Source organism: Arthrobacter sp. zg-Y1143 (genome assembly GCF_030125565.1).
Classification (GTDB): domain Bacteria; phylum Actinomycetota; class Actinomycetes; order Actinomycetales; family Micrococcaceae; genus Arthrobacter_B.
Genome location: NZ_JASKLW010000009.1, coordinates 115,275 through 137,229, shown reverse-complemented (window position 1 = coordinate 137,229; position 21,955 = coordinate 115,275). Strand labels below are relative to the sequence as shown.

The following is a 21,955-nucleotide window of genomic DNA, read 5'->3' as shown; positions in this document are numbered from 1 at the left end:
CGCCCAATTCTTCCCCATGCACCCGCTTGTGGCGAGCGGCCGGCCGGGGCGGTTAGTCCTCTTCGGTGAAGAGCCGGCGCCGGGTGCTCAACAGCTCCACTTCCGGCCGGGCCGCCACCAGTCGCTCCGCGGCATCGAGCACCTCCACCACATGCGACCTGTCCGCCGACACCACACTTACACCCAAACCCGAGCGGCGGTGCAGGTCCAGCGACCCGACCTCCGCGGCGGAGACGTCAAACTTCCGCCGCAGCTCAGCGAGGATGGGCCGCACCACCGAGCGTTTGCCCTTGAGGGAATGCACATCCCCCAGGAGCAGGTCCAGTTCCAGCGCGCCGATCCACATGGTATCCATCCTTGCCGCAGCGCACCGGCCTTGTCACGCACGCCTGCAGCCGCCGCCCGGTCGGTGTTATGTTCAAAAGATGGCAATGCAGCACCACACCCGCAGGTCTCCCCGCCCACGCAATCTGGTTTCCGGTCTCCTGTTTGGAATCGGGCTGGCTGCCTTCATGGATGAAGTGGTCTTCCACCAACTGCTGCAGTGGCACCACTTCTATGACCGCTCCACCACCTCTGTGGGCCTGTTCTCGGACGGACTGTTCCACGCCTTTGGCTGGTTTGCCGTGGTGGCCGGGTTGTTCCTGTTCGCCGACCTCCGCCGCTGGAACCAGCTCCTGTGGCCGCGCTGGATTGGCGGTGTCCTGCTCGGCGCCGGAGCCTTCCAGTTGTATGACGGCACCGTGCAGCACAAACTCATGGGCCTGCACCAGATCCGGTACGAGGTGGATCTGCTGGCCTATGACACCGTGTGGAACTCGGTGGCGGTGCTGCTGATCGTTGCCGGCGCATGGCTGACGTACCGTACCCGTGCCGCCGTTCCCCCGGGCACGGCAGAAACCACGGCCGATGCATAACCACGGCGGAGGCTTCGCCGCGGAGACGTTGTTCTTTATCCCCGCGGTTGCTGCCTTGGTGGCCTACTGGGCCGGAGCGCTCTCGCCGCGCTCGGGCAGCTGGCCCTGGTACCGGACCCTGTGCTTCACCTTGGGCGTGGGGGCGGTCCTGGTGACCGTGCTGAACCCGTTGGCCGAACTGGCGCATACGGATTTCGCCATACTCAGCTTCTCCCACCTGCTGGCCGGGATGGTCTCGCCGCTGCTGCTGGTGTTGTCCCGTCCCTTCACGCTCGCGCTGCGCAGCCTTGACGTCTTTCCGGCCCGACGGCTCTCCCGGCTGCTGCGCAGCAGGTTTGTCCGCTTCCTGGCTTTCCCCGTTACCGCGGCCGTGCTGAATACCGGCGGAATGTTCCTGATGTTCCGCACCCCGCTGCTGCAGGCCATGCAGGAGTCCATGCCGGTGCACTGGCTGGTGACGTTCCATCTGCTCGCTGCGGGGTATCTGTTTACCGCCACCATCATCGGCCGGGATCCCTCACCGCACCGGGCCGGCTACCGGTTGCGGGCCATTGTGCTGGTCCTGTCCATTGCCGCGCACAACATCCTGGCCAAGGGCATTTATGCCGATCCGCCGCCCGGCGTGAGCGCGGCCGCAGCGGAACAGGGCGCCCTGGTGATGTACTACGGCGGTGCGGTCCTGGAACTGGTGCTGGTTCTGCTCCTATGCCGCCAGTGGTTCCAGTGGTCCCGCCCACGGGCACGAATCGCATCCATATCCGGTCCTCAGTAAGCTTACTAAGTTGAATACCGGCTTTGGCCGGTTCGGTTCGCTGAAGGGTCATTCATGAACGTCACCAGGGAAACCCTGATCCGGACAGCGTCGGAGGTCTTCGGCTGGGAGACGCCCCGCGAAGGGCAGCTCGAAGCCATGACCGCCGTAGCCCAGGGCAGGGATGTCCTATGCGTTATGCCTACCGGACACGGCAAATCCGCCGTCTACCAGGTTCCGGCGCTTGCCCTGCCGGGTGTCGCCGTCGTTATTTCTCCCTTGGTCGCACTGCAGCGCGACCAAGCAGACGCCATTAACGCTGCCGCGGGCCGCACCCGTGCGTATGTAGTGAACTCCGGTCAGTCCCAAGCCCAGATCAACGACGCGTGGGCCGCGGTTGAGGACCCGGATGAGGAGCAGCGGGCCAAGTTCCTGTTCCTCGCGCCGGAACAGGTGGCCAAGGAGGACGTGGCACAACGCCTGAAGAGCCTGGATGTGTCCTTACTGGTCATCGACGAGGCGCACTGCGTCTCTGCGTGGGGCCATGATTTCCGGCCGGACTACCTCCAACTCGGCGCCCTGGTCCAGGCCCTCGGGAAACCCGTGGTTGCCCTCACCGCCACCGCCGCTCCGCCGGTGCGCACCGAGATTGCCGGCGTCCTGCAGCTGAAGGACCCGTTCCTGATAGCCCAGGGCTTTGACCGGCCCAACCTGCACCTGGCGGTTCGCATGCACGTGGAGTCCGAGGACAAGCGGCGCGCCGTGGTGGACAGTGTTCCGGACCTGGAACACCCCGGCCTGGTGTACGTGGCAACGCGCAAGGAAGCCGAGCAATACGCCGAGGACCTGGAAAAGGCGGGCCTGCGGGCAGCGGCCTTCCATTCGGGCCGGCCGGCCGGGGAACGGGAAGACGTCCACCGCCGGTTCCTGGCTGACGAACTGGACGTAGTGGTGGCCACCACTGCGTTCGGCATGGGCATCGACAAGCCCAACGTCCGCTACGTGGTGCACGCCGGGATCCCGGATTCGGTGGACAGCTACTACCAGGAAATCGGCCGGGGCGGACGGGACGGCAAACCCGCCACCGCCATCCTGCACTACCGGCCGGAGGACCTGGGCCTGCGTCGCTTCTTTGCCAGCAACCGGCCCAGCGACGACGACCTGCGGCAGTTGTTCGCGGTGCTCCGGGCACAGAACGGCACCATCAGCCAGGCCCGGCTGCGGGAAACACTGAACCTCAGCGCGCGGAAACTCGCTGGCCTGCTGAACCTGCTGTACGAGGCCGGGGCCGTCACAGCCAGCAAAAAGGGCTACAAGGCAGGCACCATGAGCCCGGACGAGGCGGTATCCGCCGCCGCCGAGTACGCCGAACGGCGCGAGAACATCGACCAGTCGCGGGTGGATATGGCCCGGCAGTACGCCGAGACCTCGGGCTGCCGCCGCCAGTTCCTGCTCGGCTACTTCGGGGAGAATATGCCCGATCCCTGCGGGAACTGCGACAACTGCGAAAAGGCCGCTGCCGCGGCGGACGTCGCCCCGGAAGACCTGGCCGAGCTGTCCCCGGACGATGCGGCGGACCTCCCGTTCCCGCTGCAGTCCCCGGTGACGCACACCGAGTGGGGTCCCGGCGTCGTGATGAGTTACGAGGATGAGACCGTCACGGTGCTTTTTGAAGCGGAGGGCTACAAGACCCTGTCGGTGGACCTCGTACTGGAAAAGGACCTGCTGCAGCCGCTAAACCAGTAGCCCACGGCAACCTTTGCAGCACTCCAACCATTGTGTGCCGGGTCACAGTCCCCTAAGAATGGACTATGACGGTTACCCTCAGGTCCTTGGAAACTGCAATTCCCCCCACTGTGCTGGTGCAGACTGAAGTCCGTGACTGCTTCGCCACCCAGCCGGGCCTGACCCGGCTGGGTGAACGGCTGGTCCGCACCTGCTTCGATTCCGCGGCCATCGACACCCGCCGCACGGCACTGGCCGAGCTGTCCCTCACCGACACCTCCGAGCATCCGGTGTTTTACGACGCCCGCAGCGGATTGCTGCTGAAGCCCAGCACCAAGGTCCGCAACGACATTTTCGCAGTGCAGGCCACCAAGCTTTTCATCGAGGCCGCAACCAAGGCCTTGGCGGCCGCCCCGGGAGTGACGGCGGCGGACATCACGCACGTCATCACCGTCTCCTGCACGGGGTTCTTCAACCCCGGCCCGGACTACAAAGTGGTCCGGGCGCTCGGGCTGGACCCCTCCGTCCAGCGATACCACCTGGGCTTTATGGGCTGCTATGCCGCGTTCCCGGCCATGCGCGCCGCGAAGTCCTTCTGCGAGGCCGATCCCGGCGCCGTGGTGCTGGTGGTCAGCGCCGAACTCTGCTCCCTGCATGTGCGCACCTCCAATGACCCCGATGCCATCATGGGGTCCTCGCTCTTTGCCGACGGCGCCGCCGCCGCGGTGATCACTGCCCGCGATGACCTGCCCGAGGGCCCCGGCATCCAACTGGACCATTTCGAGACCATCCTTACCCCGGTGGGTGAGGAAGCCATGGCCTGGAACATCGGCGACGAAGGCTTCGAGATGGTGCTGGGCACCTATGTTCCGCACATCATCGACGACCACATTGTCGGCGCCCTTGACCCGCTGCTCGCCCACGACGATTCGTTGGGAACGCTGCCGTACCGGGAGATCGAGCACTGGGCCATCCATCCCGGTGGCCGCAGCATCCTGGACAAGGTGGAGGCCAAGCTCGAACTGAGCGAGGAACAGCTGTTCCCGGCTCGGGAAACGCTGCGCACAGTGGGCAACATGAGCAGCGCTACGGTGCTGTTTGTCCTCAAACGCATCCTGGATCTGCCCTCTGCAGGTGGCAACGAGCGGATTTGTTCCATGGCCTTCGGCCCGGGCCTGACCGTGGAAACGGGATTGTTCACCCGGGTCGGCGTGCCGGTCCAGCCGGCGGCAGCGGTGGCCGGAGAACGCGCTGAGCAGCCGGCGGTAGGCGTCCCTGCATGACGGGTGTGCTCCCGTCGCTGGCTGAACGCGCCGTGGATGCCGTGGAAGAAATGGACCGGCCCGACGCCGATCCCAGGCAATTGGAACGCACCTACGCCCGCTTCTGGCTGATCAACGCCGTTGTATCGGGATGGCGGCGCAACTACGTCCGGTACCTGCGCCCGCTGTTCCGGGAGAGCGGCGGCGGGAGTTTGCTGGATATCGGTTCCGGCGGCGGGGACGTGCCCCGCTGCCTTGCCCGCTGGGCGCGCCGGGACGGCTTCGCGCTGGACATCACGGCGATCGACCCGGATCCGCGGGCGCACGCCTTCGCCTCGGCCCGCCCCCCGGTGCCGGGGCTCGCCTACCGGCAGGCATTCAGCTCCGACCTGGTTGCGGAGGGTCGGTCCTACGACGTCGTGATCTCCAACCACATGCTCCATCACCTCGGCGCGGGGGAATTGGAGGCCCTGCTGGCCGATTCGGAAAAACTCGCCACCAGGCTGATTCTGCACAGCGACATTGAGCGCAGCCGGTGGGCGTACGTGCTGTTTTCGGTGGGGACCTGGCCGTTTTTCCCCGGCTCATTCATCCGCCGGGACGGGCTGACCTCCATCCGGCGCAGTTTCACGGCGGCGGAACTGGCGGAGGTAACTCCGGCCGGCTGGCAGGGCGTGCAGCACCGGCCGTGGCAGAACCTGCTGGTCCATCCGCCGCTGTCCCGGATCCCGGCGCTGGCCAGGGAGTCCTGATCACGGTGCACCAGCTCTCCCCCGCCCCGGCGCCGCAGGCGACCGCAGCACACGTTCCCCGGGCGGCATCCGACGTCGTTATTGTGGGCGGCGGACCGGTGGGAGCCTATCTGGCTGTCCTGCTGCTGCAGGCGGGCATCACCGTCCAGGTACTCGAACAGCGGACCGGGCGCAGCCGGCATTCGCGTGCCATCGGTGTCCACCCGCCGGCCCTGGCGTCCCTCGCCCGGGCCGGAATCGCCGATGCCATGACCGCCGAAGGCGTACGGATCACCCACGGTGAGGCCCGCAGCGCGGGCCGGACGGTTGCCCGGCTGGATTTCGCCGCCGCTTCGGCACAGTATCCGTTTGTCCTGACGCTGCCGCAGATCCGCACCGAGGAGCTGCTCGAGGAACGCCTGCGCGCCCTGGACCCAACGGCGCTGGTACGCGGCGCGCGGGTGGAGTCCTTTACCGACAACGGACGCTGCGTCCGGGTCTGCGGCCGCTCCGGCGGAAAGCCGTTCAACACGCGGGCATCCCTGCTGGTGGCGGCCGACGGCGCCCGGTCCGCCGTCCGCACCGCGCTTGGCACGCGCTGGTCCTCCCGGCAGCTTGCCGATACCTATTTGATGGGCGACTTTCCGGACCAAACCGGTGACGGGCCGCTGGGAGTGCTGTATCTGGAGCCGGAGGGAATCGTGGAATCCTTTCCCCTGCCCGGCGGGCTGCGCCGGTGGGTGGCCCACACCGACTGCCTGCAGCGCGGTGCCACGGCCGAAATGCTGGCCGCCGTGGTTCTGCGCCGCACCGGATACCGGCTGGATGCCGGGGCCAACTCGATGCTCAGTGCCTTCGACGTGCGCATCGGCAGGGCGGGCCGGCTGGTCCGCGGCCGGACCGTGCTGGTGGGCGATGCCGCCCACCAGATCAGTCCCATCGGCGGGCAGGGCATGAACCTGGGCTGGCTCGACGCCGCCGCCCTGGCCCCGCTGATTGCCGCGTCCCTGCGCGGCCGGCCGGTGGGAGCGGAGCTGCGGGAGTTTGAACGGCGCCGGCGGCGCGACGCGGTGATTGCCTCCGCGCAGGCCCGGACCAACATGGTCCTGGGCCGGCCGCTGCCGGCACCTGTGCTGGCAATGCGCAACGCCGGGCTGGAACGGGTGTTCCAGGTCCCGGCGCTGGGCAACGCGGTGGCACGGCGTTTCACCATGCAGTAGGTGCCGCGGGAGTTACTTCCGGGTTGCGGCATCCTCCGCGGGGGCGTCCGTTGCCATGGTGTCCTTGGCCTGGACATCGTCAGCCTGCACGGCGGACATGGCCCCGGTCTGGAGTATTTCCGTACCGCCGGTGAGGCCCGGTTCCACCGGGTTGCCGGTGGTCGGCTTGACGTCCAGGGTACGGCGCAGGGCCTGCTCCTTGATGAACAGCACGGCCACCAGCGCAACCACGGAGACTACAGCGGCAATCCGGAAGATGTCCGCGGTGCCCTCGGCATATGCGATGCGGAAGAATTCCTGGATCTGCGGCGGCAGCTGGGCAAGGTCCAGCGTGGCGGTGGTGCCCCCGCTGGTCGGGATGCCGGCGTTGGTCAGTTCCTCGCTCACCCGGCGGCTGACCGAGCTGGAGAGCACGGCACCCAGCACGGAAACGCCGATGGCGCCGCCGACGGTGCGGAAGAAGGCGATGGAGGCGCTGGCCGAGCCAACCTCCGTGACCTTGACGGTGTTCTGGACTGCAAGGACAAGGTTCTGCATCAGCAGGCCCATGCCCACACCGAGGACGAAGATAAACAGGCTGACCAGGACCATCTGGGTTTCATGGTCGATGGTGCCGGCCAGTGCCGTGCCGATGATGACCAGGATGGTGCCGATGACCAGGAAGCGCTTCCACTTACCGAAGCGGGTGATCAGCAGGCCGGAACCGACCGATCCGAGCAGGTTGCCCGCGATCATGGGCAGCATCAGCAGTCCGGCTTCGGTGGGGCTGAAGCCGCGGGCCAACTGGAAGTACTGGCCCAGGAAGGTGGTGGAACCGAACATGGCGATACCCACGGCCACGGAGGCCAGGATGGCCAGCGCGGTGGTGCGCTGGCTGATGATCTTGAGCGGGATGATGGGTTCGGAAACCTTGGACTCCACCAGGACCAGCAGTGCCAGCAGGATCACGGAGCCGCCCACCATGGCGGCGGTTTCCCAGGAGGCCCACTCGTAGTAGTCCTCCTTGCCGGCAAACGAAACCCAGATCAGCAGCAGGGAGACGCCGGCGGTGAGCAGGATGGATCCGAGCCAGTCGATCCGGGCCGGACGGCGCACGTGTTCCAGGCGCAGGGTGAACTGGAGCAGGATCAGCGCGATGACGGCGAGCGGGACGCAGAGGAAGAAGGTCCAGCGCCAGCCCAGCGGGCTGTCTACGATGAAGCCGCCCAGCAGCGGGCCGCCGGCGGTGGCGACGGCCATGACCGCACCCATGTACCCGGAGTACCGGCCGCGCTCGCGCGGCGGGATGATTGAGCCGATGATCGCCTGCGCCAGGGCAGTCAGGCCGCCCATGCCCAGGCCCTGGATTACCCGGGCGGTGAGCAGCAGCGGCATGGATTCGGAGAACCCTGCCAGCACGGAGCCGGCCACGAAGACGATGATGCTCAGCTGCACCAGTACTTTTTTGTTGAACAGGTCAGCGAGCTTGCCCCAGATGGGTGTGCTGACCGCGTTGGCCAGCAGTGCGGCGGTGACGACCCAGGCGAAGTCGGTCTGGGTGCCGTGCAGCTCGCCCATGATGGTGGGCAGCGCGTTGGCCACGATGGTGGTGCTCAGCATCGCCGTGAACAGTGCGGCGAGCAGGCCGGTGAGGGCCTGGAGGATCTGGCGGTGGCTCATTTCCCCGGGGACGTGTTTCTTCCGGGCGGTTTTTGTTTCGCTCACTTAGTTGCTTGCTCCTGCGGAGATAGGTGTGTGGAGGTTCCGACGGCGGGGCCGGTGGTGCCCGGCGCGGCCGTACGGATGGAGGTAAGGAGGGATTCGGAGAGCGCCCCGATGGACTCGGAGGCCAGCTGGGCCTGTTCCTCGGACCACTCCGACAGCGTCTGCTGCAGGACGGCGGCCCGCCGGTTCAGGGACTGGGCGAGGACGGACTCCCCCAGTTCGGAGAGGCGGATCAGGTTGGCCCGGCGATCCTGCGGATGGGGGCGGCGGTGGACGTACCCGAGCTCCTCGAGTTCGGCGACATGCCGGCTCAGTCCAGCGGCACCGATTCCCAGTTTCGCGGCCAGTTCAGTGGCGCGCAGCTCACCGTCTTCGCCGATCATCCGCATGACGCCCTGCAGCGCGATGCCGGGACCGCCGTCGAGGATGCTGTGGTGGGTGAGGGCCCGCAGCGAACGCTGGAGGGCAAAAACACTGCGAACCAGCTCTTCTGCCGTGTGTTGCTGTACGGGCAAAGCAGGCCGCCTCCGAAACAATATTGATAGTTGACCTAGGCAACTATACGAACATTGTTTACCTAGGTCAACTAACTAAACCGCTTTGTGTCATGTCAGAGGTGGGTGGGAGCAAAGAGGCCTATCCGCGCCTCCACCACCACCACGTTGGGGCCTTCCGCAGCGAAAGATTCTTCCAGGGCCGTACGGATTCCGCCGGGAGCGCAACGGCGGGCCGGGACGCCGAACGATTCGGCCAGCTTGACGAAGTCGGGCCCGGCCAGCTCCGTGGCGGTGGCCTTGCCGAAGGCATCCTCCATGTATTCGCGCAGGATGCCGTAGCCGCCGTCGTCCACGATCAGCCAGGTCACCGGCAGGTGATGCTGCCGGGCGGTAGCCAGTTCCGCGATTGAGTACATGGCCGATCCGTCCCCGGATACTGCCAGGACCCGTTCCCCGAGCCCCACGGCTCCGCCAATTGCCCCCGGAAAGCCGTAGCCCAGCCCGCCGGCACCCTGGGCGGAGTGGAAGGCGCCGGCCTTAGCGTCCCAGCAGCTCCAGGCCCAGTAGGCGGAAATGGTCATATCCCAGTAGGTCTGCATCGTCTCGGGTACGGCCGCCCGGATATCTGCCATGAACTGCCGCTCCATGCCCAGATCCTGGCTGTCCAGCCTCGACTGCACCCGCGCCAGGGTTTCGGCCACCAGGTCCTCCGCCGCCTGGCCGTGCCAGTCCGGCAGGACGGCGGCCTGCGGCAGCGCCTGGTCCAGTGCTTGAAGTGCTTGCCGCGCGTCGGCCCGGATACCCAGTGCCGGCCGGTTGGACTCCAGCACCCGGGGCTCGGCGTCAATCTGGATGATCCGGCCACGCGGAGCCATGGTGAAGTAGTTGGAGGTCACCTCGCCCAAGGAGGAACCGATGACCAGGAGGACGTCGGCGTCCTCCAGCACGTCCGTCGTGTGCCGGTCCTCCACCCAGGACTGCAGCGACAGCGGATGGTTCCAGGGGAAGGCTCCGTTGCCGCCGGGAGTGCAGATCACCGGGGCATGGAGTTTCCCGGCAATGGAGAGCAGCTGGGCTTCGGCGCCGCTGCGGCGCACGCCGCCGCCGGCAATAACTGCCGGACGCCGGGCAACACCGAGCCAGCGGACAGCCTCCTTCACCAGCTCGCTGCGCGGCGGGTTGTCGAACGGCTCGGCCAGCGCATCTTCCACGGCCGGAACCATCACCGGATTCAGCAGCACGTTCTGCGGCACCTCAATCCACACCGGACCCATCGGTGCGGAAATGGCCTCGGTCCACGCATCCTGGATAGCGGACGGGATGCCGGAGGCGTGCTGGATCAGCCGCTGGCTCTTGGTGACGTTGGCCGCCGATGCCTTCTGGTCATCAAGCTGGTGCAGCATGCCGCGACGGCGGGCGCCCAGGCCGTCAATGGGAAGCTGGCTGGCCACCACGATCATCGGCACACCGGTGGCATAGGCTTCCTGGAGCCCGGCCAGGGAGGTCAGCGCGCCCGGCCCGGTGGAGAGGAACAGCACTCCCACCTGCCCGGTGGCCCGGGAAAAGCCGTCGGCGGCGAACGCCGAATTGTTCTCCACCCGGGAGGAGATGAACTCCAGCCGGGAGCGGGACAGCGCGTCAAAGAGGCCCAGGGCGTGCTGGCCGGGGATCCCGAAGACCGTGGTGGCACCGAGTGCTTCAAGGGTTTCCACCACCAGGTCCCCGCCGTTGCGCACGGGTGCGGAGGACGCAGCGGAAGGGTTGGCGGCAGCGTCGGCGCTCATGCGGACAGTCCCATCAGGGTGATCAGGTCATAGGCCACGTGCGAGGCGGCCACCGCCGTAATGTCGGCGTGGTCGTAGGCGGGAGCTACTTCGACGACGTCGGCGCCCACCAGGTTCAGGCCGCGCAGTCCGCGCAGGATCTCCAGCAGTTCCCGGCTGGTGATGCCGCCGGCTTCCGGAGTGCCGGTGCCCGGCGCGTGGGCCGGGTCCAAGACGTCAATGTCCACGGACACGTACAGCGGACGGGTGCCGATGCGGCTGCGCAGCCTGTCCACCACCTCATCCACCCCCTGCCGGAAAACATCCGAAGAGGTCACAATGCCGAACCCGAACCGGCGGTCCTCCTCAAGGTCCTTTTTGCCGTAGAGCGGCCCGCGGGTGCCCACATGGGATAGTGCCTCGGTGTCCAGGATGCCTTCCTCCACCGCCCGGCGGAACGGCGTTCCGTGGGTGTATTCGGCGCCGAAGTAGGTGTCCCAGGTGTCCAGATGGGCATCAAAGTGCAGCAGCGCCACCGGCTGCCCCGCCCGTTCGGATGCTGCACGCAGCAGCGGCAGGGCAATGGTGTGGTCACCACCCAGGGTCAGCAGCCTGCTTCCGGACGCCGTCAGGTCCAGCGCGTGCTGCTGGATGGTTTCGATGGCCTCGTTGATGTCAAAGGGATTCACGGCCATGTCGCCGGCGTCGGCCACCTGCAGGTTCGCGAACGGCGAGGCATCCAGCGCCGGGTGATAGGGGCGCAGCAGGCGGCTGGCCTCCCGGACGTGGTTGGCGCCGAAACGCGCCCCCGGCCGGTAGGACACCCCGCTGTCGAAGGGAACCCCCACCACGGCCACCTCGGCACGGTCCACCTGGTCCAGGCGCGGCAGGCGGGCGAAGGTCGCCGCTCCGGCATACCGGGGGATCCGCGCCGCGTCCACCGGCCCGGTGTTGCCGTTGGCGCTGACGCGGGGAAGCTCATCCATGGGTGTCTCCGGGATCCCCGGGGCGTCCTTGCCCCGGTGCGGTGGTGGTGTGCGGCGGTTGTGTGCGGCGGTTACCCGCGGTTATCTGCAGGTAATCAAATGTTTACCGAAAGGCTAAAGTGGAACTGCGCTCGCGGTCAAGACTAGGCTGAAGGCATGGCGGCCCACGATAACAGCGCAGACCCGAACTACGACGTCGACGTCCTGATTGTGGGCGCGGGCCCCACGGGGCTGGCGCTCGCCGCCCAACTCAGCGCCTTCGGCGCGAGCTTCCGCATCATTGACCGGCGGCAGAGCCCGGGCACCGAATCCCGTGCCATCGCCATCCAGCCCCGCACGCTGGAGGCACTGCGGCCCTTCGGCGTCAGCGCTGAACTGGCGGCAGCCGGCCGTCCCGCCCGGCAGCTGCACTTGCACCTGCCCGAGGAAACGCTGGAAGTGGACCTGTTCGACACCGGCATGGACGATACTGCTTTCCAGCAGCTGCTGTTCCTGTCCCAGACGGAAACCGAACGGATCCTGACGCAGTACCTGCTCTCCCGCCGCGTACGGATTGAACGCGGAGCGGAACTGCAGGACCTGGAGCGGCTGGACCCCGAGGATCCCTTTGCCGGCATGGAAGCCAAGATCCAGCGGATGGACCGCGGAATCGAACGCATCCGTGCGCGCTACGTTGTCGGCGCAGACGGGGCCGACAGCACCGTCCGTGCCAAGGCCGGCATGGATTGGCGCGGCGGGGCCTACCCCGACACCTTCATCCTGGCCGATGTCGAAATTGACGGCGCCGAACCCGAAACGGTGCACTCCTACCCCACCGAAGACGGTTTCCTGTTCCTGTTCCCGCTCGGCGGACCGGCCACCTGGCGGATGATCGGCATCAAGCCGCCGCATCGTCCGGCAACGCTTGAAACCCTCCAGGGCATGGCGGACACCTTCACGCACGGACAGCTGACCGTCCGCGATCCGAAGTGGATCAGCACTTTCCGGCTGTCGCACCAGATGGCGGAATACTTCCAGCGGGGCTCCGTGTTCCTGGCCGGCGACGCCGCACACGTCCACTCCCCCGTGGCCGCGCAGGGCATGAACACCGGCATCCAGGACGCCCTGAACCTGGGTTGGAAGCTCGCACTGGGTGCCCGCGGACTGGCCAGCGAAGAGCTGATCGACAGTTACCACGCCGAGCGGCGGCCCGTAGGCCAGGAAGTCGTTTCCACCACGGACCGCGTTTTCAAGCTGGCCACCAGCCGCAACGGCCTGAAGAAGCTCCCCCGCACCAAGCTGCTGCCCGCCGTCGCCCCCAAGGCCATGGCCTGGGACGGGCTACGCTCCCGCCTCTTCCGCTCCATGTCCCAGCTGAATGTCAACTACCGCGGCAGCAGCGTGGTGGACTCCGGAGCCTCACGGTTCCCGGCAGCACTGTCCCGCGGACCCCGCCCCGGTGACCGGCTGCCCGACGCCGACGTCATCTACCAGGACCGGGAGCGCCGGCTGCAGGACCTCCTGGCCACGCCCGGCTTCTCCGTGCTCCTCTGCGGGCCCGGCTGGCCGCAGGACGCACCAGCGCGGCTCGCCGCTGCCCTGCCGCAGCTCGCGGGCCTGCTGAACGTCCGGCAGCTCACCGCCGGCAGCAGCCTGATTGCGGACGACGCCGGCATCATCAAGGATGTCAGCGGGCTGGCGTTCCACCGCCTGGGCCTCAGCCCGCGCCGGGCCGAACTGCTCGTGGTCCGCCCCGACGGCTATGTGGGCTACCGTTCCGCAGGCCGGGACCTAAGCAGCGCCGTCGAATACCTCGAGGACCTGACCGGGACCGCCGACAGCACCGCTGTCAGCGCCTAGGAACCGCCGGGGCTGACCAGGGTCCAGAGCACAACGGTTTCTTCCCGGGACGGGTTGCGCCAGGAATGCGGCTCGCGCCCGGGGAACGTCACGGTGTCGCCCGTGCCCAGTTCCATGGACTCGTGCCCCAGGATGAGTTCGAAGGTGCCCTGGACCACGTGCAGCACCTCGACGTCGCAGTCCACCGAGTAGAGGTCCGCCTCCCCGGAACCGCCCGGTTCAATGACGGAGCGCACCATCTGCACCCGGCGCTCGGTGCGCGCGGTGAGCAGCCGTTCCTCAATGCCCTCCCCGCCCAAGTGAATCTTCGGGGCCTCGTCCCAGCGGGTCACGTGGGTCTCCGGCGCGGAAAACAGCTCGCCGATGGAGATGGACAGCACCTGGCACAGGGTGAGCAGTGACGCGACGGACGGCGAGGTGAGGTCCCGCTCCACCCGGCTGAGGAATCCCTTGGTCAGGCCGGTGGCCTCAGCCACCTGCCCGATGGTCATCCTCCGCGCCTGACGGGCGGAACGGATCCGCACGCCGATGGCCACCGGTGCGTTGCTCGGTTCTACAGGCAGGGCCTTCATGGTCGGCGCGGATCCTTTCCGGGTCAGTGCTTTTCGGCCGATTCCATTTCGGGCTGGTCCTCCGGGTTTGGGATCTCACCGGCCTCTTCGATGTCCTCGCCGGTGTCCTCCCCCGTCCACACCTTGATAACGGCCCAGCCGACGGCGGCGATGGGGACAGCAAGGATGGCACCGATGATGCCGGCGAGGATGGTGCCGGCGGTCAGCGCCAGCAGGATGACCAGGGCATGGATGCTCAGCGACTTGCCCATCACCACGGGCTGGAGGAAGTTGCCTTCCAGCTGGTTCACCAGGATGATCACGATCACCACAATCAGGGCGACCACGGGACCGTTGGCCACCAGGGCAATCAGCGCGGCGAAAACACCGGCCGCCGTGGCACCGACCAGCGGAATGAACGAACCGACAAAAACAATGACGGTCAAGGGCAGGGCCAGCGGCACGCCCAGGAAGAACAGGGCCGCACCGATGCACACGGCGTCAACCATCGCCACGATGGCGGTTCCGCGGATGTAGCCGCCCAGCACTTCCATGACCCGGAAGCCGGACAAACGGGCTTTGTCCCGCCGGTCGTCCGGGAACAGCCGCAGGAAGAAGGCCCAAATGCGGTCCCCGTCCTTGAGGAAGTAGAACAGCACCACGGCCATCAGCAGGAAACCGGTGGCGAAGGACGTGGCTGCGGAGAGGCCTGCAAGCGCGCCGTTGCTGACGGTGCTGCTGGTGGCGAAGTCAATGGCACTGTCACGCGCGCTGCGCAGCATGTTGTCATCTATGGGCAGCGGCCCGTTCTCCACAAAGTCATAGAGCTTTTCGAAGCCCTGCACGGCCTGGTCCACCAGGGAGGACCATTCGCTGCGGATGGCGAAGACAATCCCGGTGATCAGTCCGCCGAAGACGGCCAGCAGGAGCAGGAAGGAAAGGCCTGTGGCCAAGGCACTGGGCCAGCCCTTCCGCCGCAGCCAGTTGACGAACGGGGCAATAGCCGCACCCAGGATCAGGGCCAGCAGCACCGGGATCACCACCAGGGTGATCTGCATCAGCCCGTACACGGCGACGGATACCAGCAGCAGGATCAGCAGGATCTGGGCAGAGCGCTGGCCGGCATGGCCAAGTGCGCCGCTCCAGTACCGGGCAGGCCTGGTGTGGTCGGGGTGCCGTTCCGTCTGGTCCGGTTGTGATGCGCTCATGTCCGCTCTTTTCCGCTCAGGCATTGTTCTGGGCGTTGGTGGGGGCAGTACCTTCGTCTGGGGTGGCGGGGTGGCCGCCGTTTTGCAGGTTGTCGCGGACGTGGCGCCGCAGGACCTTGCCGATCAGGGATTTGGGCAGTTCCTGGATCTCCACGATGCGGCGCGGGACCTTGTAGGCGGCCAGCTCGTTGCGGACGTAGGTCCGCAACCCTTCGGCGTTGAAGCCGCTTCCGGGCTTGACCACAACTGCAGCAACCACATCCTCGCCGCCGCCTGAGCGGGCCAGTCCAACCACGGCGGCGTCCTCAACCGAGTCGTGGCGCTTCAGCGCCTCCTCCACCTCGGAGGGTGAGACGTTGAAGCCGCCGGTGATGATCAGTTCCTTGATGCGGTCGCGGATGGTGACAAACCCGTCCTCATCCACAGAGACAATATCGCCGGTCCGGAACCAGCCGCCGTTGAGCAGGACCGCTTCCGTTTCCTTGGGCTTGTTCCAGTAACCGTCAAACACCTGCGGTCCGCGGATCAGCAGTTCGCCGGGCGTGCCCTGGGCAACGTCCATGGCCGGGTTTTCGGGGTCCACAACACGGATATCCGTCAGCGGGAACGGCACACCCACCGTGCCCGGCTTCCGGGAAGGACTAAACGGGTTGCCCAGGGCAACCGGGGAAGTTTCGGTCAGCCCGTAGCCCTCAATGAGGTGTCCGCCGGTGGCCGCTTCCCAGGTTTCGACCGTTTCCAGGGGCAGGTTCATGGCCCCGGAAATAGCGAATCTGATGCCGCGCAGCGAGACGCCCTGTTCTGCTGCCGCGGCTGCCAGCCGGTCGTAGATGGGCGGCACCGCCGGCAGGAACGTGGCGGGGGACTTCTTCATCGCCTGCAGGGTGAGGTCCTCGTCGAACTTCGGGAAGAGGACCAGCCGTGACCCGGTCTTCATGGCGCAGGTCAAGCTCAGGGTGAGCCCGTAGGCGTGGAACATGGGCAGCACGGCGTAGAAGGTTTCCTCGCCTAGCCGGAGGCCCGACGCCCACGCGACACCCTGGGCAGCGTTGGCCATCAGGTTCGAATGCAGGAGCATGGCGCCCTTGGGGTCTGCCGTGGTGCCGCTGGTGTACTGGATGGCGGCAAGGTCACCGGCCGCGGGACGCGGATACCGCCGGCGCAGCGGCCGGTTGTTCAGCAGGGTCTTCCAGGTGAGCACCTTCCGGGACCCGCTGCGGGGCTTCGTGTCCACGGTCAGCGCCGCGCGGGCCTTACGCGCCTTGGGGACCGGCAGCTTCAGCGCGATCCGGTTGGACAGGGGCATTGCGGAGATCAGGTCCACGGAAATGATGGTCCGCACGGGAATGTCTGCGGGCAGATTCTGGATCTGTTCCACCGTCTTGTCCCACACAATGGCCACCGTGGCCCCGTGGTCCTCAAACTGGTGCCGCAGTTCCCTGTCGGTGTACAGCGGATTGTGCTCCACCACCACTGCACCCAACCGCAGCACGGCGTAGAACGCGACCACGTGCTGTGGTGAGTTGGGCAGTACCAGTGCCACGCGGTCACCCTTGCGCACCCCCAGCTTCAACAGACCTGTGGCAACCCGGCGGATCTGCTCTCCGAGTTCCTCATAGCTGGTGGTGGCGCCGAAGAACTCAAGGGCGGTCTTGGACCGGTACTTGCGGATGGAGGTCTCAACCATGTCGACAAGGGATTCCTCCGGAAGGGTAAAGCCATCCAGGACTCCCTCGCTGTAATGGCGGGTCCACGGGCGGTCCGGATCCGTAAGAGGGTAGTTTTTGCTCACGCATTCGACTTTAGCGCCTGCCCGCCCCTTGACTTAAGTTATTGAGCCTCCAGCTCAACCGGGCCCGCGGCGGACCGCTCCGGGTCGGTCCCGCCTTGCGCCGGCTGATTGCATTACACTGGGACGTTGAAGGGGAGTAGCTCCGGCCCGGGCCTTTGGTTCCGTACGGCCGAGGCCTGTCGACATACTGGACGCCGCGGCGTCCCGGCAGTCCACCCGACGGCACGCAGCCCGGGCGAGCGAGACCTTCGGTCAGAGACCTTTTTAACTGGCCGGATCCCCCTGTTCCGGTCCCTGTCAGGAGCACCGTGAATTCCCAGTCACCGCCGGAGCCGCACAACGGGCCCAGCGTCCCTTCCAATGCCGACCTCAAGCGCTGGCGGCAGTACCTCGCCGACGAACAGGCCGAAGCCGCCACCTACCGTTACCTCGCCGAACGCCGCGACGGGGAGGAACGCGACATCCTCCTCGCCTTGGCCGAGGCGGAGGGCCGCCATGAGGAACACTGGCGCCAGCTTTTGGGCGACGACGCCGGCCGCCCGATGCGCGCATCCTTCCGTAACCGCGCCCTCGGCCTGCTGGCCCGGCGTTTTGGCTCGGTGTTTGTACTGGCGCTGGCCCAGCGTGCCGAGGGCCGATCGCCCTATGCCCAGGACCCTAACGCCACCAGCGCCATGGCCGCTGATGAGCAGATCCATGAAGAAGTGGTCCGGGGCTTGGCCACCCGCGGACGGACCCGGCTTTCCGGCAATTTCCGTGCCGCGGTGTTCGGTGCGAATGACGGCTTGGTCAGCAACCTCGCCCTGATTATGGGCATTGGCGCCGCCGGGGTTTCCAGCACATTCATCCTGTTCAGCGGGCTGGCGGGCCTACTCGCCGGCGCCCTGTCCATGGGTGCCGGCGAGTACGTCTCGGTCCGGTCCCAGCGGGAACTGCTGGACGCTTCCCGACCCACCCAGATCACCCTTTCCGCCGCGAAATCGCTGGATATTGACGCCAACGAACTGGTGCTGGTGTACCGCGCCCGCGGAATGACCAGGGAGGCCGCCGAGCACCGTGCGGCTGAACGAATGGGGCTCTACACCTGCGACTGTGACCCCAGCTTCTCCCTCAACCCCGAGGCCGACACCGAGGACCGCCGCGACGAGCACGAATCCGTCGGCACCGGGCTGGGTGCTGCGGCCTCCAGCTTCTGCTTCTTTGCCTCCGGTGCCGTGATCCCGATCCTGCCGTACATCTTCGGCCTCACCGGACTCACCGCCGTCGTTCTCTCCTGCGTCTTGGTGGGACTGGCGCTGCTAATGACCGGCGCCGTCGTCGGTCTGCTGTCCGGTGCCTCGCCGCTCAAGCGGGCGCTGCGCCAGCTGGCGATCGGCCTCGGTGCTGCGGCCGCCACATATCTGCTGGGGATGCTTTTCGGCACCACGGCACTCTAGGGGAAGTACATGGGGAGTTCTCCCCATGTACGAATTCCTTTCGGCAGGTTATGTTCTTCCCGAAACGGGGGAACTGTTGAATATGGGCTCTCCCGACTGTGTCCGCATTTCCAGGGGCAGCAGGAAACCGGTTCAAGGGGGAGAGCATGAGCGAGTACGACATAGATGCCGCAATAGTAGGCAGGATCGTCACCGACACCGAGACGATTCTGACGGCGAGCCAGGGTGTCCACAGCCGTATCCAGGGTTTCATAGACGACGTCGAATTTGCATTAGGCAGCAGCCCGGTCCTTTCCGCCTTTTCCAATTTCGCCGGAGAAACCCTGCTAAAGGATATTGAGACCGTCCTGACGCGCTCTGACAATGCTGTCTTCGCCACCCGGCGGGCGATTCGCGCCTATGTCATTGGTGACGAGGAAATGCTGGCTAACGCACAGCTGGCGGCTGGCAGTGTTGTCCCGCTGGATCCCCCGGGTTCAACAGCAGGCGTGACATGGGAACCCCCGTCACTCGCGCCGGCGCCTGAGGCGACCGTCCCCGTTCCCGTGGCGGTTGTTCAGGCTCCAGAGGCGACCGTCCCCGTTCCCGTGGCCCAGGCGCCCGAGCCTCCGTCTCCTGCTCCCGTGCCTGGTCCGGCTCCGATTCCCATCCCCGTCGCGGAAACACTGCCCGCCCACCTGCCAGCCGCGCACATCCCCGTCGCGGAAACACTGCCCGCTCACCTGCCCGCCGCGCTTCCGGAGGTCGTCGGCACTGCTCCGGGAGTGGTGACACCCGGGCACCCGGGCCCCATCCTGCACATTCCCGATCCTTCATTTCCGGGGATGGACCCGGGGCACGGGCACGTTACCCTTCCCCTGCCGCTGCCCCTGCCAGAGTCAATCGCGGGCGGTGTGGACCAAGGAACAACACCAGCCGTTCCGGGCCACCCCGGCCCTGCAACCCCCGGCCCCGGGACTACATGGCCGGACATCGATCCGGGCTTCATTATCGACCCCGCTGACCAACCGTCCGCTGGAATCCCCATCCCCGAAACCGGAGGCGGAGAGCCTAGCGCGGCACCGGAGCCGGTTCAGTTATTCCAAACAAGCTCCCAAGCGGACGCGGCCCCGACAGCTCCCGTCCAGACATCCCGCGGAAGGTGGGGCCTAACATGAGTTTGATTGCAGTTGACCTGAGCGGTACGGACAACCTTCCGGATCCTGAAGCACTCAGCACGGCGGCTGCCGGCATAGCGGAGCAAACGGACCAGATGGCGCAAACGCTGAACGATGCGCAGGACAAGTGGCGCACGATCACGGACTACTACCGCGCGCCGGAACAACAGGTTGTCTTCAGCGCGATGGACAAGCCAAGTGACCACGGCGAGGCAATCGAGCGGGTTGCGGCGTCCGCGCGTAACGCACTTGAGGAATTTGCCGACGCGGTACGGACCATCAAGGCTAAGCGCGCAATCTTGGATGCTGAGGTGGGAGCCGCCAAGGTTGCGGATAGAGCAAGGGAGAATTTGACTCCAGGCTTTGTGCCCGACTTCATTGCCGACTTCCTGGATGAAACATCCGACGCGGCGGTTAGTGCCCTTCTTCAGCGCCGGGCAGATGCGCTGGCAGCGGACCTGCAGGCTGCGGAAGAAACCTGCCGGACGGCGCTGCGGGCACTGCGCCGGCGCACCAGCGACGTCCTCCCGGCCGCCGCAGCGAATGAAAACGAATACGCTGCGTCCGACGCCACCCGTGCGCTGAATAAGGTCCTGAACGGTGACGACGGACCGGACGCCATGCGCCAGCTCCTGGCCGCGTTGGCGTTGCTGACTCCTTCCCAAGCTGCGCAGTTCAAGCAGAGCAACCCGGAATTATTTTCCGGACCGCACCCGGGGCTGGATCCGCGAAGTAATAAGGAGGCCTGGAGCCGGTTGACGGCGGCACAGCGGCAGTCCTTGGCCAAACAATTTCCGCTCATGGTGGGCAACCTCGAGGGAATCCCCTATTCCGACCGGACCGCCGCCAATGCCGTGGCGCTGGAGGCGGCACTGGTCGACGCCGAAGGCGAGCGCAGGGATGCACTCCTGGCTATCCAAGCCGGAGCCAAATCGGCTCCCGGTGCAGCACCCCGCGGCATCATCTCCCTGGACTTGAGTTCCCCTCCTCTTGCTGCGGTAGCCATCGGCAACATGGACACGGCAGACAACGTCACATGGAACGTTCCGGGCATGGGGACTTCGTGGAAAGAGGATGAAAGCTGGACCGATGCGTCCCAGAACATCTATGACGCGCAGGGGAAGCTCGGTGAGCATAACCAGGCGGTAGTCGCATGGATCGGTTATGAGACCCCGCCGCAGCTCTCGCTGGGACATACGGAGGTCCTCGATACCGCTCACGCCAGAGCAGGCGGGGAAAAGTTCGCCACGGCGCTGAACGGTTTCCACGCTGCCAGCGGCAACCGTGATCCCTACATCGCCGTGGCTGCCCATTCGTACGGTACAACCACGTCAGCCTACGGCTTGACTCAAACGGATTTTGACGTGGATTCCGTGACCTTCTTCGGCTCAGCGGGACTGGACCAGGCGGTTGTGGACAACGCAGCGGACCTGAATATCAAGCCGGCATCAGACGGCACTCCTGCATTGTTTGCCACCAACGCTCCCCAGGACATTGTGGCCCCCAGCGGCGGGTATTTTGGGTACCGCATCAATCCGTTGGAGGAAGGTTTCGGGGCACACGAATTCAGCTCCAAGGGGGATCCCGCACGGGATCTCGTGGCGACGCGTGGACACTCTGTCAACGGTAGCGGCGACACAAACCTGGACCCCTTCGGGACCCAGAAGGGGCACGGATACCTTGATATCCGTACCCACAGCCTCGATTCGGTGGCGCGCGCCACAACCGGCAGGGGCGATAGTGTCTTGAAACGAGACCGCCAGATCTTTCCACCGCTCCATGACCCCGAAGAGATGGCCGAGTACCTATGACCTTCCCCCGACTGACCCCGGTTGCAGCCACTGTCGCTGTGGCGCTCACCCTTGTTCTGTCCGGCTGCACCACCACCTCCGAATCCGAGGACCCGATGTTCCAATCCGACAATGCCGGCAACGACGGCGCAATGAGCACTTCCAAGCCTGCCCCCGAACTCCTCCAACGGATGCTCGACCTCAATGAGGAAACCACGAAAGTGCACGGCGGCAACTGGACATTTTCCGGGCCGGACAGGCTCCCCTGGGAGAGGGACACAACCGGGTACTTCGGGCGTGTATGTCCGGGATCGGAGCCTCTGTCCCACCGGTACACCGGCATGATCATGGGTCCGGCTGTCGATGACCCCGAGGCAGCGGTTTCCAAGTACGTGTCCCACTTCGAAAAACAGGGATTCACCGAAGTGGGCCGCTACAACGAGGACGTCCCGTCCGACATCGGGTCCGGCTACTACATCATCGTCACTCTCGAGGATGCCGAGGGTAACGCGCTGATCTACCAAGCCGGTAACCACCTCAGCAGCCTGTCCTACGAGGGACCCTGCTCCGAGGACCCCGCCATGACCATCCCCACCACCTGACAGCAGCTCCCCTGGTCCCGACTC

General features: G+C 66.3%; 19 protein-coding genes. 11 read left to right on the top strand and 8 right to left on the bottom strand.

Annotated features, from left to right (window positions below; translation table 11 throughout):
* Nucleotides 1-52: 52 nt before the first annotated feature.
* Nucleotides 53-346, bottom strand: a complete 294-nt coding sequence (locus QNN98_RS11245) for a DUF503 domain-containing protein (RefSeq protein WP_227913468.1) — start codon at nucleotides 344-346, stop codon at nucleotides 53-55.
* Between the two features lie 79 nt (nucleotides 347-425).
* Between QNN98_RS11245 and QNN98_RS11240 the strand changes: the two genes are divergently transcribed.
* From QNN98_RS11240 to QNN98_RS11215, 6 genes are all read left to right on the top strand, one after another.
* Nucleotides 426-917: a DUF2243 domain-containing protein gene (locus QNN98_RS11240; protein WP_283997153.1), complete on the top strand. Its 492-nt coding sequence runs from the start codon at nucleotides 426-428 to the stop codon at nucleotides 915-917.
* A complete protein-coding gene (locus QNN98_RS11235) occupies nucleotides 910-1,689 on the top strand; it encodes a cytochrome c oxidase assembly protein (RefSeq protein WP_283997151.1) in 780 nt (259 codons plus the stop codon). The genes QNN98_RS11240 and QNN98_RS11235 overlap by 8 nt, the downstream gene beginning before the upstream one ends.
* A 54-nt stretch (nucleotides 1,690-1,743) precedes the next feature.
* A complete protein-coding gene (locus QNN98_RS11230) occupies nucleotides 1,744-3,414 on the top strand; it encodes a RecQ family ATP-dependent DNA helicase (RefSeq protein WP_227913471.1) in 1,671 nt (556 codons plus the stop codon).
* Between the two features lie 65 nt (nucleotides 3,415-3,479).
* Nucleotides 3,480-4,676, top strand: coding sequence for a type III polyketide synthase (locus QNN98_RS11225; RefSeq protein WP_227913472.1), 1,197 nt, complete (start codon nucleotides 3,480-3,482; stop codon nucleotides 4,674-4,676).
* Nucleotides 4,673-5,407: a class I SAM-dependent methyltransferase gene (locus tag QNN98_RS11220; protein WP_227913473.1), complete on the top strand. Its 735-nt coding sequence runs from the start codon at nucleotides 4,673-4,675 to the stop codon at nucleotides 5,405-5,407. Before QNN98_RS11225 ends, QNN98_RS11220 begins: the two co-directional genes overlap by 4 nt.
* Complete coding sequence (locus QNN98_RS11215; RefSeq protein WP_283997149.1) at nucleotides 5,344-6,606, top strand: FAD-dependent oxidoreductase; 1,263 nt, start codon at nucleotides 5,344-5,346, stop codon at nucleotides 6,604-6,606. Before QNN98_RS11220 ends, QNN98_RS11215 begins: the two co-directional genes overlap by 64 nt.
* A 12-nt stretch (nucleotides 6,607-6,618) precedes the next feature.
* Here QNN98_RS11215 and QNN98_RS11210 read toward each other — a convergent pair whose 3' ends face one another.
* From QNN98_RS11210 to speB, 4 genes are all read right to left on the bottom strand, one after another.
* Nucleotides 6,619-8,265 (bottom strand): MDR family MFS transporter, encoded by a 1,647-nt coding sequence (locus QNN98_RS11210; protein WP_231700795.1) that lies wholly within the window; start codon nucleotides 8,263-8,265, stop codon nucleotides 6,619-6,621.
* A gap of 41 nt (nucleotides 8,266-8,306) precedes the next feature.
* Nucleotides 8,307-8,825 carry a MarR family winged helix-turn-helix transcriptional regulator gene (locus QNN98_RS11205; protein ID WP_227926727.1) on the bottom strand — a complete coding sequence of 173 codons (519 nt, stop codon included), beginning with the start codon at nucleotides 8,823-8,825 and terminating at the stop codon, nucleotides 8,307-8,309.
* 95 nt (nucleotides 8,826-8,920) lie between these two features.
* On the bottom strand, nucleotides 8,921-10,591 hold the full coding sequence (locus tag QNN98_RS11200) for a thiamine pyrophosphate-binding protein (RefSeq protein ID WP_227913477.1): 1,671 nt from the start codon (nucleotides 10,589-10,591) through the stop codon (nucleotides 8,921-8,923).
* On the bottom strand, nucleotides 10,588-11,556 hold the full coding sequence (speB, locus tag QNN98_RS11195) for an agmatinase (protein ID WP_283997145.1): 969 nt from the start codon (nucleotides 11,554-11,556) through the stop codon (nucleotides 10,588-10,590). Before speB ends, QNN98_RS11200 begins: the two co-directional genes overlap by 4 nt.
* A gap of 156 nt (nucleotides 11,557-11,712) precedes the next feature.
* On the opposite strand from speB, the gene QNN98_RS11190 reads away from it, so the two are divergent.
* Nucleotides 11,713-13,395, top strand: a complete 1,683-nt coding sequence (locus QNN98_RS11190) for an FAD-dependent monooxygenase (RefSeq protein WP_283997143.1) — start codon at nucleotides 11,713-11,715, stop codon at nucleotides 13,393-13,395.
* Here QNN98_RS11190 and QNN98_RS11185 read toward each other — a convergent pair.
* Genes QNN98_RS11185 through QNN98_RS11175 form a run of 3 tightly spaced genes read right to left on the bottom strand, consistent with a single transcriptional unit; the run spans nucleotide 13,392 to nucleotide 16,946 of the window.
* Entirely contained in the window at nucleotides 13,392-13,967 is a 576-nt protein-coding gene (locus tag QNN98_RS11185) for a helix-turn-helix domain-containing protein (protein ID WP_283997141.1), read from the bottom strand. The genes QNN98_RS11190 and QNN98_RS11185 overlap by 4 nt on opposite strands.
* Nucleotides 13,968-13,990: 23 nt before the next feature.
* Nucleotides 13,991-15,154 (bottom strand): AI-2E family transporter, encoded by a 1,164-nt coding sequence (locus QNN98_RS11180; protein WP_227913481.1) that lies wholly within the window; start codon nucleotides 15,152-15,154, stop codon nucleotides 13,991-13,993.
* A 16-nt stretch (nucleotides 15,155-15,170) separates the two neighbouring features.
* Nucleotides 15,171-16,946, bottom strand: coding sequence for a long-chain-fatty-acid--CoA ligase (locus QNN98_RS11175; RefSeq protein ID WP_227913482.1), 1,776 nt, complete (start codon nucleotides 16,944-16,946; stop codon nucleotides 15,171-15,173).
* A gap of 308 nt (nucleotides 16,947-17,254) precedes the next feature.
* On the opposite strand from QNN98_RS11175, the gene QNN98_RS11170 reads away from it, so the two are divergent.
* The 4 genes from QNN98_RS11170 to QNN98_RS11160 all read left to right on the top strand — a co-directional run bounded on the left by QNN98_RS11170 (nucleotide 17,255) and on the right by QNN98_RS11160 (nucleotide 21,931).
* Nucleotides 17,255-18,382, top strand: coding sequence for a VIT1/CCC1 transporter family protein (locus tag QNN98_RS11170; RefSeq protein ID WP_227926721.1), 1,128 nt, complete (start codon nucleotides 17,255-17,257; stop codon nucleotides 18,380-18,382).
* A gap of 146 nt (nucleotides 18,383-18,528) precedes the next feature.
* Nucleotides 18,529-19,539 (top strand): DUF6507 family protein, encoded by a 1,011-nt coding sequence (locus tag QNN98_RS16535; protein ID WP_502864707.1) that lies wholly within the window; start codon nucleotides 18,529-18,531, stop codon nucleotides 19,537-19,539.
* Nucleotides 19,536-21,350 carry an alpha/beta hydrolase gene (locus QNN98_RS11165; RefSeq protein ID WP_283997137.1) on the top strand — a complete coding sequence of 605 codons (1,815 nt, stop codon included), beginning with the start codon at nucleotides 19,536-19,538 and terminating at the stop codon, nucleotides 21,348-21,350. Before QNN98_RS16535 ends, QNN98_RS11165 begins: the two co-directional genes overlap by 4 nt.
* The gene (locus QNN98_RS11160) at nucleotides 21,347-21,931 is read left to right on the top strand and encodes a hypothetical protein (RefSeq protein WP_283997135.1); all 585 of its coding nucleotides are present in this window, start codon (nucleotides 21,347-21,349) and stop codon (nucleotides 21,929-21,931) included. The genes QNN98_RS11165 and QNN98_RS11160 overlap by 4 nt, the downstream gene beginning before the upstream one ends.
* Nucleotides 21,932-21,955: the final 24 nt, after the last annotated feature.

What these genes read in the sequence shown, in the direction of transcription:
- QNN98_RS11190 (WP_283997143.1), top strand. Translation starts at nt 11,713, where the DNA reads ATGGCGGCCCACGATAACAGCGCAGACCCGAACTACGACGTCGACGTC.
- QNN98_RS11240 (WP_283997153.1), top strand. Translation starts at nt 426, where the DNA reads ATGGCAATGCAGCACCACACCCGCAGGTCTCCCCGCCCACGCAATCTG.
- QNN98_RS11235 (WP_283997151.1), top strand. Translation starts at nt 910, where the DNA reads ATGCATAACCACGGCGGAGGCTTCGCCGCGGAGACGTTGTTCTTTATC.
- QNN98_RS11200 (WP_227913477.1), bottom strand. Translation starts at nt 10,591, where the DNA reads ATGAGCGCCGACGCTGCCGCCAACCCTTCCGCTGCGTCCTCCGCACCC.
- QNN98_RS16535 (WP_502864707.1), top strand. Translation starts at nt 18,529, where the DNA reads ATGAGCGAGTACGACATAGATGCCGCAATAGTAGGCAGGATCGTCACC.
- QNN98_RS11245 (WP_227913468.1), bottom strand. Translation starts at nt 346, where the DNA reads ATGTGGATCGGCGCGCTGGAACTGGACCTGCTCCTGGGGGATGTGCAT.
- QNN98_RS11180 (WP_227913481.1), bottom strand. Translation starts at nt 15,154, where the DNA reads ATGAGCGCATCACAACCGGACCAGACGGAACGGCACCCCGACCACACC.
- QNN98_RS11225 (WP_227913472.1), top strand. Translation starts at nt 3,480, where the DNA reads ATGACGGTTACCCTCAGGTCCTTGGAAACTGCAATTCCCCCCACTGTG.
- speB (WP_283997145.1), bottom strand. Translation starts at nt 11,556, where the DNA reads ATGGATGAGCTTCCCCGCGTCAGCGCCAACGGCAACACCGGGCCGGTG.
- QNN98_RS11230 (WP_227913471.1), top strand. Translation starts at nt 1,744, where the DNA reads ATGAACGTCACCAGGGAAACCCTGATCCGGACAGCGTCGGAGGTCTTC.
- QNN98_RS11165 (WP_283997137.1), top strand. Translation starts at nt 19,536, where the DNA reads ATGAGTTTGATTGCAGTTGACCTGAGCGGTACGGACAACCTTCCGGAT.
- QNN98_RS11160 (WP_283997135.1), top strand. Translation starts at nt 21,347, where the DNA reads ATGACCTTCCCCCGACTGACCCCGGTTGCAGCCACTGTCGCTGTGGCG.
- QNN98_RS11210 (WP_231700795.1), bottom strand. Translation starts at nt 8,265, where the DNA reads ATGAGCCACCGCCAGATCCTCCAGGCCCTCACCGGCCTGCTCGCCGCA.
- QNN98_RS11185 (WP_283997141.1), bottom strand. Translation starts at nt 13,967, where the DNA reads ATGAAGGCCCTGCCTGTAGAACCGAGCAACGCACCGGTGGCCATCGGC.
- QNN98_RS11220 (WP_227913473.1), top strand. Translation starts at nt 4,673, where the DNA reads ATGACGGGTGTGCTCCCGTCGCTGGCTGAACGCGCCGTGGATGCCGTG.